At 30.7% G+C, this 18,425-nt stretch carries 17 protein-coding genes; 8 read left to right on the forward strand and 9 right to left on the reverse strand.

What is annotated here, in order from left to right:
- Positions 1-72: 72 nt before the first annotated feature.
- The gene (locus DP68_RS09550; RefSeq protein WP_035308877.1) at positions 73-615 is read right to left on the reverse strand and encodes a recombinase family protein; all 543 of its coding nucleotides are present in this window, start codon (positions 613-615) and stop codon (positions 73-75) included.
- Positions 616-796: 181 nt separating this feature from the next.
- On the opposite strand from DP68_RS09550, the gene DP68_RS09555 reads away from it, so the two are divergent.
- From DP68_RS09555 to fetB, 4 genes are all read left to right on the forward strand, one after another.
- The gene (locus tag DP68_RS09555; protein WP_035308878.1) at positions 797-2,236 is read left to right on the forward strand and encodes a SulP family inorganic anion transporter; all 1,440 of its coding nucleotides are present in this window, start codon (positions 797-799) and stop codon (positions 2,234-2,236) included.
- 203 nt (positions 2,237-2,439) lie between these two features.
- Positions 2,440-2,880 carry a MarR family transcriptional regulator gene (locus DP68_RS09560; RefSeq protein WP_035308880.1) on the forward strand — a complete coding sequence of 147 codons (441 nt, stop codon included), beginning with the start codon at positions 2,440-2,442 and terminating at the stop codon, positions 2,878-2,880.
- Positions 2,881-2,894: 14 nt separating this feature from the next.
- The gene (locus tag DP68_RS09565) at positions 2,895-3,551 is read left to right on the forward strand and encodes an ATP-binding cassette domain-containing protein (protein ID WP_035308882.1); all 657 of its coding nucleotides are present in this window, start codon (positions 2,895-2,897) and stop codon (positions 3,549-3,551) included.
- On the forward strand, positions 3,548-4,306 hold the full coding sequence (fetB, locus tag DP68_RS09570) for an iron export ABC transporter permease subunit FetB (RefSeq protein WP_035308884.1): 759 nt from the start codon (positions 3,548-3,550) through the stop codon (positions 4,304-4,306). Before DP68_RS09565 ends, fetB begins: the two co-directional genes overlap by 4 nt.
- A 124-nt stretch (positions 4,307-4,430) precedes the next feature.
- On the opposite strand, the gene DP68_RS09575 is transcribed toward fetB, so the two are convergent.
- The 5 genes from DP68_RS09575 to DP68_RS09595 all read right to left on the reverse strand — a co-directional run bounded on the left by DP68_RS09575 (position 4,431) and on the right by DP68_RS09595 (position 10,870).
- Positions 4,431-6,038, reverse strand: a complete 1,608-nt coding sequence (locus DP68_RS09575) for a polysaccharide biosynthesis protein (RefSeq protein ID WP_035308886.1) — start codon at positions 6,036-6,038, stop codon at positions 4,431-4,433.
- Positions 6,039-6,063: 25 nt separating this feature from the next.
- Entirely contained in the window at positions 6,064-7,038 is a 975-nt protein-coding gene (locus tag DP68_RS09580) for an RluA family pseudouridine synthase (RefSeq protein ID WP_035308889.1), read from the reverse strand.
- A 4-nt stretch (positions 7,039-7,042) separates the two neighbouring features.
- The gene (locus DP68_RS09585; protein WP_035308890.1) at positions 7,043-8,233 is read right to left on the reverse strand and encodes an amidohydrolase; all 1,191 of its coding nucleotides are present in this window, start codon (positions 8,231-8,233) and stop codon (positions 7,043-7,045) included.
- Between the two features lie 172 nt (positions 8,234-8,405).
- Positions 8,406-8,705, reverse strand: coding sequence for a hypothetical protein (locus DP68_RS09590; RefSeq protein ID WP_035308892.1), 300 nt, complete (start codon positions 8,703-8,705; stop codon positions 8,406-8,408).
- A 158-nt stretch (positions 8,706-8,863) separates the two neighbouring features.
- Positions 8,864-10,870, reverse strand: a complete 2,007-nt coding sequence (locus DP68_RS09595; RefSeq protein WP_035308894.1) for an ATP-dependent helicase — start codon at positions 10,868-10,870, stop codon at positions 8,864-8,866.
- A 134-nt stretch (positions 10,871-11,004) separates the two neighbouring features.
- On the opposite strand from DP68_RS09595, the gene DP68_RS09600 reads away from it, so the two are divergent.
- Entirely contained in the window at positions 11,005-12,489 is a 1,485-nt protein-coding gene (locus tag DP68_RS09600; protein ID WP_035308896.1) for a nicotinate phosphoribosyltransferase, read from the forward strand.
- Between the two features lie 75 nt (positions 12,490-12,564).
- Here DP68_RS09600 and DP68_RS09605 read toward each other — a convergent pair whose 3' ends face one another.
- Positions 12,565-12,789, reverse strand: a complete 225-nt coding sequence (locus tag DP68_RS09605; RefSeq protein ID WP_035308898.1) for a hypothetical protein — start codon at positions 12,787-12,789, stop codon at positions 12,565-12,567.
- A 225-nt stretch (positions 12,790-13,014) separates the two neighbouring features.
- Between DP68_RS09605 and DP68_RS09610 the strand changes: the two genes are divergently transcribed.
- Entirely contained in the window at positions 13,015-13,359 is a 345-nt protein-coding gene (locus DP68_RS09610) for a hypothetical protein (protein ID WP_035308900.1), read from the forward strand.
- A 252-nt stretch (positions 13,360-13,611) separates the two neighbouring features.
- Here the strand turns inward: DP68_RS09610 and DP68_RS09615 are convergent, their stop codons facing one another.
- Positions 13,612-14,208, reverse strand: coding sequence for a CoA pyrophosphatase (locus DP68_RS09615; protein ID WP_035308901.1), 597 nt, complete (start codon positions 14,206-14,208; stop codon positions 13,612-13,614).
- Between the two features lie 153 nt (positions 14,209-14,361).
- Here DP68_RS09615 and DP68_RS09620 point away from each other — a divergent pair, with 153 nt between their 5' ends.
- Entirely contained in the window at positions 14,362-15,615 is a 1,254-nt protein-coding gene (locus tag DP68_RS09620) for a D-alanyl-D-alanine carboxypeptidase family protein (protein ID WP_291548286.1), read from the forward strand.
- A 36-nt stretch (positions 15,616-15,651) separates the two neighbouring features.
- Here DP68_RS09620 and DP68_RS09625 read toward each other — a convergent pair whose 3' ends face one another.
- Complete coding sequence (locus tag DP68_RS09625) at positions 15,652-16,779, reverse strand: aminopeptidase (protein ID WP_035308906.1); 1,128 nt, start codon at positions 16,777-16,779, stop codon at positions 15,652-15,654.
- Positions 16,780-16,901: 122 nt separating this feature from the next.
- Between DP68_RS09625 and DP68_RS09630 the strand changes: the two genes are divergently transcribed.
- Entirely contained in the window at positions 16,902-18,287 is a 1,386-nt protein-coding gene (locus tag DP68_RS09630; RefSeq protein ID WP_052085736.1) for an MBL fold metallo-hydrolase, read from the forward strand.
- Positions 18,288-18,425 lie beyond the last annotated feature (138 nt).

Below are 18,425 nucleotides of genomic sequence, written 5' to 3' on the forward strand. Positions count from 1 at the left end.
AAATCATATGATTTTCAAGGGAATCCATTTGACTTCCCTTGTTTTTCTTTATGCATAAATATATATTAACTATTAACTTTCCAAATATCTATATAAAGTTGACTTGCTAATTCCAGTCTCATCTTTTATTTCTGCCAGACTATATTTCTTGCTTTGATACATAACAATGGCACGTTTTACATTTTCATCAGGTTTCCTCGGACGGCCGCCGTGGACTCCCTTTTGTTTTGCTTCATATAACCCTTCTTTTGTTTTTTCACTTGTGACATCGCTTTGGAAATCAACAAGATACTTTACAATATCAGTGAATCTATATCCATTCGGATTACTGGTATCAATTTTCTCAGTAAGAGACTGAAGATAGGCACCTTTACTTTCAATTGCTTCCAAGAGTTCAACCAAATGCCTTGTTGAATCAGCAAATACAAAAAGTTTTGTAACAACTACCCTATCATCTTTTTTTAGCATATCTAATGCACTTTGCAGCTGGATTCTTTTTTTAGCTGACGAATGTTCTTCAGCAATAATTGCTACGCAATTTGCTTCCTTTAGGATTTTTAGTTGATTTTCGCAATTTAAATCTCCTTGATATGGTCTCATATATCCGATTATCATACATATTCTCCTAGCTCATAAGATATTTCTTTTATTATAACACAATCTATATTAAAGTTTATCCGAAAAAGTTTCAAAATGGTTGGTTTTTGGAACGATATGTGCTAGAATGTTACTTGCATGCAAAATTTAGAGTTCATAAAGTTTTATATTAAAAACAATATATGAGGTGAATAAATTAATGATTAAAGATTTAAAGAAAGAATGGTTTGGCAATGTCAAAGGAGATATCTTGGCAGGGATTGTTGTTTGCTTAGCTTTATTTCCAGAGGTTATTGGTTTTATGATTGTTGCCGGAGCAGACCCAATTGTTGGGGTGTACGCAACATTCTTTATCACAGCAATTGCAGCATTTTTCGGCGGACGAACAGGCATGATTTCCGCAGCCGCAGGCTCGGTTGCATTAGTATTAGCACATTTAGTAGCTCAGTATGGAATCGAATATTTATTTGCTGCAACAATTTTAGCAGGTGTTGTTCAAGCAATTTTAGGTTTCTTTAAAATTGGAACTTTGATGCGTTATATTCCAAAGCCAGTCATGATTGGTTTTGTAAACGCATTAGGTATTATGATGTTCACATCCCAACTGGATCATTTTAAAGGAAATTTGATTTTACCTGTACTTGGAATTATAGGGGTCATAATTATTTTCATATTCCCAAAAATAACGAAAAAGATTCCTTCACCAATTGTGTCAATTTTAGTTATTTCTCTAATTGTTATAGGATTAGATTTAGATGTAAAAATGTTAGGTGACTTAGGCGAAATTTCAAGCAAACTCCCAAGCTTTAGAATCCCAAAGGTGCCTATGACACTAGAAACACTAAAAATTATTTTTCCTACTTCTCTTTCTGTGGCAATTGTTGGATTAGTAGAATCCCTATTAACTGCACAATTAGTGGATGAAATAACAGGAGAAGGTAGTAATAAAAACGTTGAGTCAACAAGTCAAGGTTTAGGAAATATTATTTCTGGTTTCTTCGGTGGAATCGCTGGTTGTGGTATGATTGGACAAACAATTATCAATATTAATTATGGTGGAATTGGTCGTTTAGCCACATTCCTATCAGGTTTTTTCATGTTGATGTCAGTGGTCTTGTTTAGTAATGTAGTTATGCAAATTCCTATAATTGCTTTAGCATCAGTAATGGTTGTAGTTTCATTTGAAACAATTAACTGGGAATCAATTAAGCGTTTAACCGTTGTACCAAAAAGCGAAGTTTTTACAATGATTTTAACAGTTGCAATTGTTTTATCAACGCATAACTTAGCATATGGTGTGGTTATAGGCACATTAATGAGTGCAATTTTTGCAGCATTCAAAATGTCAAATATCCATGTAGAACAAGGCAGTGAAAAAGATGCTCATCATTATAAAGTACACGGACATCTTTACTTTGCGTCAGCTGAAAAATTTCTTGATTTCTTTGCAGGTGAAATGAAACATCAAGATGAAGTAATAATCGACATAAGTACAATGACATTATGGGATTCAACAGCTGTTGAAGTAATTGATAAATTGATTAATAAAAATAAAAATAATGGTATTAAAACAACTTTTATCGGCGCTAATAAACAAAGTGAGGAACTACTTAAAAAAGTTTCAAAAAACATTGCGTAAACAATATAAATATTAAAATATAATCATTAGAATTGATTTAAAATTAGTGTGTAGTATTTATAAACTACGTATCAACTTAAGAAGCATCTGAATTATAAGATGCTTCTTTTTTAAACAATTTCATTGTATAACACTTAAAATAATGTTATACTGCCCATATATTACGATAATCGTAATATATGATACGAGAAGAAGGTGAACTAATGAATGAAAATCAACTAATCCACAAACTCATAGATGTTTTTGAATATAAAAATTCTTATCAGCTTAAGAGTTCTAATATTCAACCACAAGATATGTATGTACTAGAAAGAATATATTTCCTGGAAAAAGTGAAAATAAGGGACATATCAAAGCAGTATGATATCCCCCCCTCCACTCTTACAGGAATTATTGACAGATTAGAAACTAAAAAGTATATAGAAAGAATCAGAAGTACTGAAGATAGACGCACTATTGAGCTTATTGCCACTGAGCTGGGAAAACAAGTTGTAAAAGAACATGTTGAAGAAGATAAACTATTTTCATTAAATTTTTTTAATACTCTGCAGGAGGATAAAAAACAACTATTTAAAGAATTACTAGCTGAATTGCTTACAAATGTAAAAAAGGAAAGTTTATTCAATGCAAATAACATTTATTGATTGGGGGGGTTATCTTGTCATTATTAGAATTTCAAAATGTATTTTTTATTGATGATAATAAAACCATATTGAAAAACATAACAATTCCTATTTATCAAGGGGATTATATTTCTGTTGTTGGGTCATCTGGCAGTGGCAAAAGTACATTTCTTAAATTGTGCTGTCATTTGAAAAGTCCAACAGAAGGTAAAATCATATATAAAAACAAATCTATTATGGAACACAACCCTATGGAATTAAGAAAAAATATTGCATATTGCTTCCAAACTCCATATATCTTTGGCGATACTGTTATGGATAATATTTCTTTCCCATATTCTATAAGAGGCAGTAAGGTGGATTTGCAAAGAGTAGAAGAACTTTTTCTTCTCTTTAATCTTGATAAAGAATACTTAACCAAAGATATAAAAAACCTGTCTGGAGGGGAAAAGCAAAGAATTGCACTAATCAGGACATTATTATTTAAACCAGAGATTCTGCTTCTAGATGAAGTGACATCTGCACTTGATACTGGTAATACTCTTATTGTTGAAAATGTAATAAAATCATTGAACCAGGATGGTACAACCATTGTCTGGATAACTCATAACCCTGAACAAAGTAAAAGAACTGCAAATAAAATATTAACCATTGAATATGGCGAAATTAAGTCACTGGAGGTGCTAAAATGAGTAGCAGTTTGATGAATTCTTCCTCACTTTTAATTTCCTCATCACTTGTGCTAGTGGCACTATTATTTTCCTACGCTCAGAAGTTAAAACTTGAAAAAGAAATTATAATAAGTGTTATGAGAGCAATACTGCAGTTAGTTATTGTTGGATATTTACTTAATTATATTTTTGGACTTAAAAACCCAATATTTACAACTCTCCTACTTTTGTTTATGACTTTTAATGCCGCTTATAATGCTGCAAAAAGAGGTAACGCAATAAAAAATGGACTTCTAATATCATTTATATCAATATCATTAGGAACTATAATTACCTTATCTATTCTTGTATTTTCTAGGGCCATCAGGTATGAGCCTTATCAGATTATTCCTGTAAGCGGAATGATTATAAGTAATGCTATGGTAGCCTTAGGCTTGTGTTACAGACAATTAACCTCTGATTTTAAAAATAAAAGAGAAGAGATTGAAACAAAACTTTCCCTGGGTGCAGATATTTTGCCGTCATCTATAGAAATAATCAAAGACTCAATAAAAACTGGTATGCTTCCAACAATTGATTCAGCAAAAACACTTGGAATTGTATCGCTGCCTGGTATGATGACAGGACTTATACTTGCTGGCACTTCACCTGTAGAGGCAATCAAATATCAGATTATGGTAACATTTATGCTGCTTTCAACAACTTCAATATCTTCTTTTGTAGCATGTTATTTATCCTATAAAAATTTCTTCAACAAAAGAAAACAGTTAGTTTGATAATAAGCCCATATTGCAGATTACAATATGGGCTTATGCATATATACTTACCAATTAAAATATTATTCATTTAGCATTTCACATAAAGAAATTTTTAAGGCTCTGGAGCATTAAAAATGTCGTACTACTTTATCTTTTTCAGTAATACATTAGGTATAAGTTTCAAAGCTTTTCTAGGTAATATATTAAAATCTTCCTTTGAAATTCCAACTGTAACAATTAATCCAAATAGATAGGAGTAGGCTCCAATTATTATTGATATTATAACACTTATTGATATCGCTAAATAATTGCTTCCAAACAATTTAAAAACACTGTAAAAAGCAATGTATACAATAAATACAACAGCACCCATAAACGAAGATGCTACCAATGGTTTTAGAGCTGGCCTTAAAAACTTGAATTTTAATCTTAAGGACTTTTGAAGCATATTGTGATTTAGAATTATTGGAATTATATATCCAACAATACTTCCATATATAGCCCCTAAAATATTTATACTTGGTATAGATATCAAGAAATAGTTTACTAAAATTTTAACTAATATACCTATAAAGGAATATAAAGTAGATGTATAAAGCTTACCTATACTTTGAAGTATAGTTGTTTGAATTTGCATTATTGACATTAGAACAAGAACCACAGAACCATACGCCATTAAATAAGATCCTTGTCCAAATCTAAGCATTTCAAATATTTGCGTGCTTAGCACAGAGAGTCCAAAGGCCGCTGGAATAGCTATTAAAAAGCACATTTTAAATGCGTATTTAATCTTACTTTTTACGCCATGTCTATCTTCTACAGCTACTGCTCCAGATAAAGCCGGAAGTATTGCTGCTGCAAGAGATGATATAATAGCTATTGGCACATTTAAAAGCTGCTGATACTTAACTAAATATCCATATAGTGTGGACGCGTAAGCTTCAGAAACTCCGCCAGCTAATAGCCTTGCCTTTGTATTTCCTAAATCAACTAAATTACCTGCATAAGTCATCCCTACGCATACTGTAATTGGAAGTCCGTAATGTATAATTTTTCTAAGTATGTTCTTAGAACTATATCTCTTTATATTTGCTTCAATATATCCTTTAGGAACCTTAATTTTCTTATGTCTTTCATAATACCATATAAGATAAGCTGCAGAAATAAATGCTCCAAGAGAAGTTCCTATTGTTGCTCCTGCACAGGCTGCTTCAATACCGTACTTTACTAAAAGCGCTGCAAATACCAATGAAAAAATAGTATTTATTATTTGTTCTATAACCTGTGATACTGCTGTAGGTGTCATATTATGCAATCCTTGAAAATACCCTCTATATGCTGAAGCTATTGAAGTAAATAATATAGAAGGTGCTAAAGCCAATATTGATAAATAGGCTTTTTCAAAGTTTACTAAATTTGCCAAAGGCCTTGCTAAAGCTATCATTAGTACTGCCATTATTATTCCTATTAAAAGTAATATTAATCTTGCTATCTTAAAACTTCTTACTGCATCCCTATAGTTTTTTACGGCAGTAAGTTCAGATATTAGTTTTGATATTGCAACTGGTATACCTGAATTAGTTAAAACAAATATGAATACATATACAGAATAAGCTGCTCCATATACACCATATCCTTCATCGGTTATTATTACTCTTAAAAAAGGTATGTATAAAAGAGATATTACCTTTACCATCATTCCTGCTGCAGAGAGTATTGCAAACCCCTTAGCAGTAGATTGCTCTTTCATATTTTACTTCTCCTATCTTCTCTACTTAAAACTTAAATACATCATTTTTTATTTTTTTAAGTACTGGAGGTAGTGTTTCTGCTATAGTTTTATTTTCCATGTACGCAAGTTTATCCTTACAATTTTTAAAGATAACCTTATATGCATAAAGATATTGATAATTCAATCCATATTTGTTATTGAAAAAACTATTCAGTTTACTATCCTTGCTATATTTCACATCTCCAACTATAGGATTGCCTAATTCACTTAAATGTGCTCTTAACTGATGACTTCTTCCTGTTATTAAATCTATTTCTATAAAAGAAAAAGTTCCGCAGCTTTGAATTGTCTTTACTTCCATAGCTATTTTCTTAGAATTTGGCACCTCTTTTGTATATACCTTAGATATATTACTATCTTCATTCTTCAATATATATCCTTCATATATTCCATCTTTTATTCTTCCTGCTACCAATGCTTCATAGTATTTCTTTATGTCTCTTTCTCTTATCATTTCATTTAAAAGTTTAAGACTTTCATAATTTTTACCGAATATTACTATACCAGAAGTATTTCTATCCAATCTATTGCATGGAGCTGGCGTAAAAGTAAGCTCTTTTTCTGGGATATAATCGCCCTTATCATACAAATAGGATAATATGTAATCAGTTAATGTAGCCTCTCCATTCTTTTTATCAGAATGAACAAGTATACCAGGCCACTTTTCTACAAGTATCATATTTTCATCTTCATAGGTAATCTTTAACTTACTGAACTTAGTAGCTTCTACCTTTTGAAAATTCAACTTCTTTTTAGTATCTGTGGAGGATATATATGTTACTTCTACCATATCCCCTTCTTCTAAAGTATATTTTTCTTTAGCTTTTTTCCCATTTACCCTTACGTCGCCTTTTCTTATTGCTTTGTATATAGCACTTAAAGGTACATCCTTTAACCATTTTCTTAAAAATTTATCCAGTCTTTGCTGCGCTTCATTAGATCCAATTTCTGCTTTCATATTTTTACTCCTTATCTATTGTGTTTAAGTAATCCCATGCAAATTTACTTTGAAGAGCAGCACCTAAAGCTAAGCTCTCTTCATCTACATCAAATAAACTTCCATGTGCTGGGTGAATTATTCCCTTTGCTTCGTTTCTTACACCTAAATTATAAAATACTCCTGGTCTCTCCATTGAAAAATATGCAAAACTTTCTACTCCCATACTAGGTGCATCTAAGTCTAATATATCCTTCTTATCCATTACTTCTTCAGCACTTATAAGAAAATTTTTAACCATATCATCATTATTATATAGGCATGGATAACTTTCTTCCATTTCTATGATACATTCTCCCCTTAAGGATTTAACCATGCCTTCTACAACTTCTTTAAATCTCTCTCTTACATAATGTCTATGCTCAGTTTTCATAGTTCTTATAGTACCCTTGAAATATACTTCCTCTGGAATTATGTTATTGGCGGTTCCTCCCTGAATACATCCTACAGTTACAACTCCTGGTGAAGTAGGTGGTAATTCCCTACTTATTATGGATTGTAAATTTACAATAACACTACTTGCAATAAATATAGGATCTATAGTTGTATCAGGACGAGCTCCATGGCCTCCCTTTCCTATTATCTTTACCTTAAATGAATCTGAAGCTGCATTTACCGCCCCCATTTTCACTCCTATTTTACCACAAGCAATATTTTCATCTACATGAAGTCCTACAACTCCATCTACATGTGGATTTTCCATTACTCCTTCTTTTATCATGAGTAATGCTCCTCCAGTTGTTTCTTCTGCAGGTTCAAAAAATAACTTAACATTACCTTGTAACTTATCCTTTAATTCATTTAATATTAACGCTGCTCCCATAAGAATCGCAGTGTGTGCATCATGTCCACAAGCATGCATTTTCCCTAATGTTTTTGATGCATAGGACACTTCTTTTCTATCTTCTAATGGCAGTGCATCCATATCAGCCCTAAGAGCTATAGTTTTGCTCCCTTTCCCCTTTATAATTGCACATATCCCAGACTTTGCCACCTTATTATACTCTATACAATTTTGCTGTAAAAATTCTTCTATATATTTAGTAGTATTACAAAGATCATAATCTAGTTCAGGATTCATGTGAAAATTTCTTCTCCATTTTATAAGATCTTCTTTAATTTGTTCTGCTCTTTGCAAAAAATTTATATCTACCATATTAATTTTTACACCTACCTTTAGTTTATCTAATAATCTAAAAAATATAATATGTATAATGTTATAATTTCCTAAAATTCCTTACTAGTTTTTTGTGCATTTTAAAAGCTCATATTCATAGAATATGAGCTTAATTAAAATTATATAACATTATTTCCAATTATTCAACAAACTACTCTACTAATCTTATTACTTCGGCATTGTCTTTTATATATGGTAAATTCTTCATAACAGCATATACATATTTAAAAGATTCCCTCGGACCATTAAAAATCTGATTTTTAGGCATTTCCTTAAAATATAGTATGTTACACCATACGTCTATAAAATCATTTTTATTTACAAAGCAATTTCCCTCTGAATGTCTTACCACAAATCCATCTTTATACTTTTCTATTATTTCTATGTCATCTATTTCTTCTCTTGTTATTAATCCTGATACATCTTCCCACATAGTTTTAAATGAAATCATAACTTTTCCTCCTGGATATTTTAAAAATATACACTTCATTTACTATACTATTCTCGATAATAGTATAACATATATTTTTTATATGTCAATCAATAATCCTATTATAGGTTTATTTATATATCATAAATCAGATAAAATATGTTAAGTTTAACCATTACTTATACATTTTTATGTTTTATTAAACTTAATATCTTATTTCCTATAACATTTTTAATGCTAATTTGTCTTTTTATGTTGTTTTTAAATAATATACTTATGAAGTTTTCATCTACCTTATCTATTATACCTTCACCTAAATATATATGTTTGACATTTTCCCCACCTTTATACACGGGATTATTACATATACTCTTCTCCAATCCGCATTCCCCTATAAAATTAGAAGGATTACAATACTGTCCTTTATACAACTCAGGAATGCATAATGTTAGATACTTTTTTGTTCTTGTAACACCCACATAAAAAATCCTTCTTTCTTCCTCTAAATTTTCTTCGCTGCTGTTTTTATGGGGAATATTACCTTCAATACAATTGACTATAAAAACACACTCAAACTCCATTCCCTTTACTCCATGTATGCTACTTAAGGTAACAGCATTTGAACTTTCCTTAGGTAATTCGCCTCTTCCCTTTTCTATATAATTTATAAACTCCTCTATAGTCGTAAAATCCTCTGACGAACTTTTAAGCATCTCTATAAAATCCTTTAATTCCTCTTTGTCTTTTTTGGTTTTTTTAATATAACTTTCAATATAATCTTCATAATTTAAGGAATACACTACATACTCTATTGCATCAATTGGAGTCATATCTTTCATCTTATTAATCTTCTTTTGTAAATCTCTTATAATTTTCAGTTTAAATATGGGCAATTTATAGCCTGCAAGTATTTCAAAACAACTTTCTCTTAAAGGATTTTTATTTAAATTATGTATATCAACTTTACTTATATATCTAAGAGGCCTATTTATAATATTTATAAAACTTTCCCTATCATAAGGATTTATGGCTAATTTCAGGTAAGAGATTATATCTTTACAAAAAAAATGATTGAAAAAGTTATAATTTTTATCTAATAACTTGAATGGAATACCTTGTTTTAAAAAAACATCTATCAAACTTAAGCTCTCATTATTTGTTCTATATAGTATTGCTATATCATTATATTCAATCTTTTTATCCTTTATAAAATCTTTTATATCTTTAGCTACCTTGATTGATTCTTCTCTTTCATCCCTACAAGTAAGTACATTAATATCACCTATATCTTTTCTAAAGGCTTCTATTATTTTTTCATTCCTTAATTTATTCTTTTTAATAAATGTTCTTGAAAAATCCACCACATTAAGTACACTTCTGTAATTCTTATGTAAGTATACCTTTTCTCCATTTTCAAAATACTTATTAAAATAAACCATACATCCTGGATTTGAACCTCTAAATCCATATATGCATTGATCCTCATCACCTACTGCAAATATAGAATTATTTGTATTTAACATTTTTAAAATACTGAGTTGAATATTATCGCAGTCCTGAAATTCATCTATAAGTATGTACTTAAATTTATTTTTATAATAATTGCACAGTACTTCATCTTGTTTAAGTAAATTTTTACACATAACCTGTAAATCTTCAAAATCTATTAGTCCATTTTCCTTTTTGTATTTTTCATACTCATTATAGCAATCATAAAAGACTTCTTTGTCTCCTGTGTACTTAAACTCATCTAAGCTTATTTCGCTGCTCTTATAAAGGTATATACTATTGATTATTCCTTTTAATTTTTCTTCATTAATAGTTTCTGTATATTTTCTTAAGGTATAATCTATAATTTTTAGACACTGATCTCCCGCTATAATTCGGGGCTTATTTGAATTTCTATATAATATCCTATAAAATAAGCTGTGAAAGGTTCCAAAAAATGCGGGGACTTCTAGATTATTATTGCTTACATATCTTAGATACATATTTTTTGCTGCAGCTTTTGTAAAAGTTATTACTATAATATTTTCTCCCTTTACCCCTTCAGAGTTTATTAGATATTCTATCCTATTTATAATAACAGTAGTTTTTCCCGAACCTGGAGGCGCTACTATAAGTAAGTTTCTTTTTTTACTTTTCACTGCATCAAATTGCCATTGGTCTAAATTACAGCTAGACATTTTACTCACCTTCATTTTTATATAAGCATTTTTAACAATTACCTTGTAAAAAAATATTTCAAGGTATAAAATAGTAATAATTATTTATATTATTAACAAAAATATTAATTTATAACATATAAGGAGTTAACACTATGGAGTACATAAAAAACTTTAACGTTAGAAATGATAGAAACCTTACCATGTTAGTAGATTTCTATGAACTTACCATGGGCAATGCATACTTAGAAAATGATTTAGGAAATAAAATAGCTTATTTTGATATGTTTTTTAGAAGAGTACCTGATGGTGGCGGATATTGCATAATGGCAGGTATTCAGCAGCTAATAGAGTATCTTTCTAATTTATCCTTTACTCATGACGATATAGAATATTTGAGAAGCAAAACTATTTTTTCCGAAGAGTTTTTAAACTATCTTGAAAACTTTAAATTTTCTTGTGATGTATGGGCAGTGCCAGAAGGCAACCCAGTATTCCCTAATGAGCCTTTAGTAACAGTTCGCGGTCCTATTCTACAAGCTCAATTTGTAGAAACAATGATTTTACTTTCTATAAATCATCAAACACTAATTGCTACTAAAGCCAATAGAATATGCAGAGCTGCAGATGGCCGTACAGTTATGGAATTTGGTTCTCGTCGTGCTCAAGGATATGACGGAGCTATATATGGAGCTCGTGCAGCAATGATTGGTGGATGTAATTCTACCGCTTGTACAATAGCTGAGCAAATGTTTGGAGTTCCATCTTCTGGGACTATGGCTCACAGTTGGATACAGCTTTTCCCTACTGAATATGATGCTTTTAAAGCTTGGGCTAAGGTTTACCCAGACAACTGTACATTTTTAGTAGATACCTACAATGTATTAAAATCTGGTATTCCAAATGCGATTAAAGTTTTTGATGAAGTTTTAAAACCTCAAGGTTTTAGACCAAAAGGAATTAGAATAGATAGTGGGGATATAACTTATCTTACTAAAAATTGTAGAGAAATGCTTGATGAGGCTGGATATAGTGATGTAAAAATAATCGTATCCAATTCATTAGATGAATATATAATAGACTCAGTTTTACGTCAAGGTGCTCCTATAGATGGATTTGGCGTTGGCGAAAGACTTATAACAGCAAAATCCGAACCTGTATTCGGAGGAGTATATAAACTTGTAGCTATAGAAGACGGGGATAATATAGTTCCTAGAATCAAGATAAGTGAAAACGAAGAAAAAATAACAAACCCTGGATTCAAAAGGATATATAGAATATTTGATAAGGATACTGATAAAGCTATTGCTGACCTTATAACTCTTCATGATGAAAATATAGAAGAGCAAGAATCCTTAATGTTATTTGATCCTGTTTATACTTGGAAAAAGAAGAAGATTACTAATTTTTATGCCAAAGAGCTTATGGTTCAAATATTTGACAAAGGAAATCTTGTGTATGATTCTCCTTCTGTAACTGAAATTAAACAGATAGTAGATAAGGAAACTGAGAAGTTATGGCACGAAGTATTAAGGTTTGAAAATCCTCATAACTACTATGTGGATTTATCTACAAAGCTTTGGTCCTTAAAGCATAACCTTATTAATAAATACTCCAATATATATATGGAGAATAAATAAAATAAAGGGAAGTTGGATTAAGCCAGCTTTCCTTTATTTTATTTAATATCCCCTGATTATTAATTATTATCTTCATTAAACCATATATTCTTCTTGCATTTCTCTGTAATAATCTTTAATGAAGTCCAGCTCCCTTTCTTTAAAAAACATGTCATCAAACTCTTCTATTGATTTAACTTTATAATTTGATAACGTTTTAAAAGGACATATGCCCTCATTTTCCTTTAAATTATATAACGCACAATCTTTAAAACATTCTTCTTTATTATCACAAGTTGATAAAAAAGTACATTCCCCCACTTGATTTTCCCCCTATTCCCACATTAATAATATAGTAATTAGATACCAATTAATTGGTATCCTATTGTTTAAATAAATTATACACCAATATTTAGAAAATTTAAATAATAAATTGGTAATTCACAGAATTTTTTATTATTTTATTAAAAAAGTTGCTGCTGGGCACATAATTTTATAACAATAATATAAACTAATTGTAATACCTAGAATTAAGAGGTGATAATTATGAACTTTTCAACCATATCCTTATCTTATATATTCCTAGGAATATTTGTTGTAGCTATTTTATTTTATGCTTACTTTAAATTTGTACTTATAAAAAGTTCTGACAAAAGTCCTGATAAGGATAAAATAATTGGTACTATGAAAAAACCTGAAGTTTGGCATGAGAGAAACAAAAGAATGAGTTACATTGCTTTGTTTTGGTCTGTAATTTCACTAGCAGTATTTGTATTTTTGAAATATTTATATAAGTCCCCTATTATACCTAGCTTTATGATTTTTATTTACTTAGGAGTTATAGTTTTATCCTCAGTACTTTTTCTTCCCAGAAAAACACGCTCCAAATAATCATTACTCTCTAGCTCCTATGCTCTATAGTGATATTTTTAATGTTGAATAAAGTATGGGATTTACATTGTAGAAATCATTGAGCAAGCAATAAAAGCTCTTTATTTCTGACTTTAAAACATCGTTAAGAGCCTTCTATTGTTTGAGCGAACGCGAGTTTAGAAGGCTTAGATGTTTTTAAGTCAGAAATATTAGAGCTTTTTGCGCAGCGAACGATTTCCTAAATGCAAATCCCATACTCTAGTTTCAACATTATCTTATAATATCAATGAATCTTTTAATTATAAGTGCTGTAAATCCCCAAATTACGTATTCGTTATATTTATAAAAATATTGCTCACGCTTTCCTTTTGAAAACTTGTAGTTTTTCCCACCTACTATAAGATGATATGGAAAGTTATCAGGGAACTCTGGAATTAAATCTATATCATATTTCTCAGGTTCATTACTTAAAAAGAAATCCACTGGAACTTTGAATATCTTATGTACTTCATCCTTACTCCACTGAAAATCACATTTTTTTAATATTCCTACAAATGGATATATCACTTGATTATAAGGACTAACAAAATAATCCATAGCACCTATTACTTTTATATCTTCTTTACCTATATTCAACTCTTCCATGGTTTCCCTAATTGCTGCCTCCATAGGTGATTCCCCAGGCTCTATTTTACCTCCAGGCAGCGATACATCTCCAGGCTGAGAAGTTAGTGTTAAAGCTCTTATCTCAAATACTATACTCGGTGCCTCTTCCTCTGTAATACATATCATCACTGCATACTTATTATAATTTCCTATTAAATCTGCTTGTCTGTTTTTAAATATTGATTCTATATTTGATATCATAATTAGAACTCCTTCCTTTAACCTATATAATTACTTATTAATATTATATACTAATTTAAGTTTGTCAAATACACCGCTCCATGTTATACTTAATGGGTATTACACTTAATAATATACAGCAAAAAAACACTATAGAAAATGGAGAGATGTACGTTGAAAAAGAGATTTTCATTTATTCTTTCATGTATTTTATCACTTTCTATAAGTACTCAGGTTTTTGCAGCTGCTAAAGATATGCCTTCAATATATGGTAAAGCTGCTATTACCATGGATGCCGATACTGGAGAAATAATATATGCAAAATCTGCAGATAACAAAATGTATCCAGCAAGTACTACAAAACTTTTGACAGCTTTACTATTAGCTGAACATAAAGATAAAGGTGATAATCTTACATATACCCAGTCTGCAAAAATACAACCTGAATATTCCCTTGATAAAAATATGCACCCTATCGCTGTTGGTGAAACTATGACTGGTGCCGATGCTATGGATGGACTTTTACTTTACTCAGGGAATGATGTTGCTTATATGATAGCAGACAACGTTGCAGGAAATGCTAAAAGCTTCGAAAATATGATGAATGAAGAAATAAAAAAACTAGGACTTAAAAATACATATTTTGTTACACCTAATGGTCTTCATGATGCAAATCATTACACCACTGCATATGACTTAACTGTTATAGCAAGAGCTGCCTACAAAAATCCATGGGTTAGAGAATCTATGGCAAAAAAGACAAGTACTATTCGTACTTCTGCTGGCACTGTGCTTATAATTGAAAATAGAAATAAAAACTTAGGTGTTGATGGTAATGTAGGTGGAAAAACAGGTTATACTTCTCTTGCCGGAAGATGCTTAGTAGCTGTTTATGAAAGAGGTGGACGAAAACTTGTTGGTGTAATTATGAATTCAGTATATGATAGTCAAGACTCTTATGTGTTCCAAGATATGAAAAAAGTTATTGATTGGAGCTATGAAGCAAAGAAGACTGTTATTTATCCTAAAGGAACTGCATTAAAAACTGAAACTATTACATACAAACCTCTTGGTTTCTTTGGTCCAGAGAAAAAGATAGATGTTCCTCTTATCGTAAAAGAGGATGTAACAATATATGAAAATGAAGTAAACAAGAAGGATAACGAAAAAATATTCAAGTTAAATAAGTTAAATCCTTGGTCTTTAGATGAAGACACTAAACTTGGAACTCTTACTTTAAAACAAAGAGAAGCTTCAAAAGACTACAGCTTATATACAAATGTATCTAAAGGAACGTTACTTAAGCAAAATATTCTTTTATATACTTTTGCCTTAATAAGTGTAATAGCTGTTTTAGTATTAATTGCTGTTGTCATAAAGCTAATTTCCAATAAAAAAAGAAATAAAAAACGCCCTAAATATCATTAAATCTAAAAGAGAGTACTTTCAAGTACTCTCTTATTTTTATAAATTATATTTCAGAAGTATATCCTTTTTAAATTCTCCATTTTCGTAAAATAATTCTTCGTCAGCGTATATTTTGCCGCCATTTCTCATATCACAAAGCATATCCCAATGAATAGTGGATCTATTTTTTCCACCAGCTTCAGGCATAGAGTCTCCTAATGCCATATGAATAGTTCCACCTATTTTTTCATCAAAGAGCATATTTCTTGTAAACTTCTTTATACCATAATTTGTTCCTATGGCAACTTCCCCAAAGAAGGAAGCCCCTTCATCAGTATTTATAAGTTCCTTTAAAAGTTCCTCTCCTTTTTTAGCTGTTGCTTCTACAACTTTTCCTTGCTCTACCTTAAGTACTATTCCTTCTATTTCCTTTCCAGCATATATACCAGGAAAACTAAAGGTTATAACTCCATTTATTCCATCCTCTACTGGTGACGTAAATATTTCTCCATCAGGGAAATTTGCCTTACCATCGCAATTTATCCACTTTCTATTTTCAATATTTACTTTAATATCTGTTCCTTCAGAAATCATATGAAGCTCTTTTTTAGTGTCTAAATATTTTACCCATCTTTCCTGATCTCTGCTTATCTTCTTCCACTCTGCCACAGGGTCATCATGATCTAGAAGCCCTGCCCCATATACAAAATCTTCATATTCAAAAATGTTCATGGAAGCCTCTTGAGCATCTGCATGAGTTGGAAATTGCGTTCCACACCATCTAAGTGTTCCATCTCCACATCTTTCTGAATATATCCTTCTCCAGCTGGATGCACCCTTTGAAGAATACTTTATTTTTTCTGATGGAATATTAGAATTAGCCTTAGTATTTTGACTTCCCCAAGCAGTTAACCATACATCTGCCTTTTCTATAGCACATTTTTGTATGTAGCTTTCCTCCAAAAGTTGTTCATTTGATGCATGCTTAAGCTTTATATATTTTGCTTCCTGTGAGTCTATTAAAGTTTCTACATGAGCCCCTGCCTTCACAGCCTCTTTAACTACTTCTACCATCCATGGAGTTGCCACATCATCACATTGTACTAGTACAAAATCTCCTGGCTTTACTTCTGTAGAATAATTCACTAAAAGTTTTGCTAACTTATTTAATCTTATATCTCTCATATTATTTCCTCCCAATACAAATATTTCCCCATTAATTTTATCATAAAAAAGATTTTAACACTATAAATACACAAGATTTAGGTAATACTATACTTTACCGGAAGTTTTAAGGAGGTTTTAAATTGAATATAGAGTTTTATGGAGCTGCAGGATGCGTTACAGGCTCCTCACATATATTACATATCAAAGATAAAAAAGTATTACTAGATTGCGGTATGTTTCAAGGAAAAGATGAAAAAGAACGAAGTAACTTTGCATTTAGCTTCAACCCACAAGATATAGATTTTGTAATATTAAGCCATGCTCATATAGATCATAGCGGAAGAATACCGATACTTTATAAACAAGGTTTTAAAGGAGAAATTTTATGCACTGAAGGTACAAAGGATTTATGTAACATAATGCTTCAAGATAGCGGACACATTCAAGAAATGGAAACAGAATGGCTTAACAGAAAACGCAGACGTAAAGCTCTTCCAGAGGTGACTCCCCTTTATACCGAAATTGACGCTAAAAAATCCATGGATTTATTTAAAGGCTGCGCTTATAATGAGTGGATTGAGTTATTTGATGGATTAAAAATTAAATTTACAGATGCAGGACATATTTTAGGCTCGGCCATAACTGAAATGTTGATAAATGAAAATAATCATACAACTAAGCTGGTTTACTCTGGTGATCTCGGAAATATAAATATACCTATTTTAAAAGACCCTACCTACATAGACAATGCAGATTATATTATTATGGAAACCACCTACGGAGACAAACTTCATGGAGACGTATTCTGTGATTTAAAAGAATTAGTTAATATAATACAGGACACTGTAAACCGAGGAGGAAATATTATAATCCCTTCCTTTGCTATAGGAAGAACTCAAGAAGTAATTTATGCATTAAATAACTATGTTGAGTCTGGAATATTAAAGGGCATAAAGGTATATGTGGATAGCCCTTTAGCTTCAGAATCTACAGAAGTATTTAAAAAATATACAAAGTATTTTGATACTGAAGCTTTAAGATTAGTTAACTCTGGTGATAATCCACTAGAATTTACTGGTCTTACATTTACCAAATCACCTCAGGAATCCATGGATATAAACAATATTCAAAGTGGTGCTGTAATAATTTCCTCCAGCGGCATGTGCGATGCAGGAAGAATAAAACACCATCTTAAACACAATTTGTGGAGAAAAGAATGCTCAGTGGTATTTGTAGGCTATCAAGCAGAAGGAACTCTTGGAAAACGTATATTGAATGGAGAAGAATTAGTAAAAATACTTGGAGATGAAATTGCAGTAAAAGCACATATATATAATTTGCAAGGACTCTCAGGCCATGCGGACAAAAATGGACTTTTGAATTGGGTAAAGGGATTTAAAAACAAACCTAAGAATATATTTTTAGTTCATGGTGATGAAGAAGCACAAGAGAGTTTTTATAAAATGCTTAATGAAGAAGGATTTTATTCTCATATAGCTAAATTAGGAGAAGATATATATGTATAAACTCTCCATATTTTGCTAATAATATTACCACTAAAGTAACTTAATTCTTTATATTTACTTTAATACCACTTAATAAGTCATTATTCTTTCATTAGCTTGACAGGGAAATCATAGTATTATATGATAGAATTGACTTAA

It is taken from the genome of Clostridium sp. HMP27 (assembly GCF_000765165.1).
In the GTDB taxonomy this organism is placed as follows: Bacteria; Bacillota; Clostridia; order Clostridiales; family Clostridiaceae; genus Clostridium_AK.

What these genes read in the sequence shown, in the direction of transcription:
- DP68_RS09625 (WP_035308906.1), bottom strand. Translation starts at nt 16,779, where the DNA reads ATGAGAGATATAAGATTAAATAAGTTAGCAAAACTTTTAGTGAATTAT.
- DP68_RS09595 (WP_035308894.1), bottom strand. Translation starts at nt 10,870, where the DNA reads ATGTCTAGCTGTAATTTAGACCAATGGCAATTTGATGCAGTGAAAAGT.
- DP68_RS09615 (WP_035308901.1), bottom strand. Translation starts at nt 14,208, where the DNA reads ATGATATCAAATATAGAATCAATATTTAAAAACAGACAAGCAGATTTA.
- DP68_RS09600 (WP_035308896.1), top strand. Translation starts at nt 11,005, where the DNA reads ATGGAGTACATAAAAAACTTTAACGTTAGAAATGATAGAAACCTTACC.
- DP68_RS09560 (WP_035308880.1), top strand. Translation starts at nt 2,440, where the DNA reads ATGAATGAAAATCAACTAATCCACAAACTCATAGATGTTTTTGAATAT.
- DP68_RS09575 (WP_035308886.1), bottom strand. Translation starts at nt 6,038, where the DNA reads ATGAAAGAGCAATCTACTGCTAAGGGGTTTGCAATACTCTCTGCAGCA.
- fetB (WP_035308884.1), top strand. Translation starts at nt 3,548, where the DNA reads ATGAGTAGCAGTTTGATGAATTCTTCCTCACTTTTAATTTCCTCATCA.
- DP68_RS09580 (WP_035308889.1), bottom strand. Translation starts at nt 7,038, where the DNA reads ATGAAAGCAGAAATTGGATCTAATGAAGCGCAGCAAAGACTGGATAAA.
- DP68_RS09585 (WP_035308890.1), bottom strand. Translation starts at nt 8,233, where the DNA reads ATGGTAGATATAAATTTTTTGCAAAGAGCAGAACAAATTAAAGAAGAT.
- DP68_RS09550 (WP_035308877.1), bottom strand. Translation starts at nt 615, where the DNA reads ATGATAATCGGATATATGAGACCATATCAAGGAGATTTAAATTGCGAA.
- DP68_RS09555 (WP_035308878.1), top strand. Translation starts at nt 797, where the DNA reads ATGATTAAAGATTTAAAGAAAGAATGGTTTGGCAATGTCAAAGGAGAT.
- DP68_RS09590 (WP_035308892.1), bottom strand. Translation starts at nt 8,705, where the DNA reads ATGATTTCATTTAAAACTATGTGGGAAGATGTATCAGGATTAATAACA.
- DP68_RS09610 (WP_035308900.1), top strand. Translation starts at nt 13,015, where the DNA reads ATGAACTTTTCAACCATATCCTTATCTTATATATTCCTAGGAATATTT.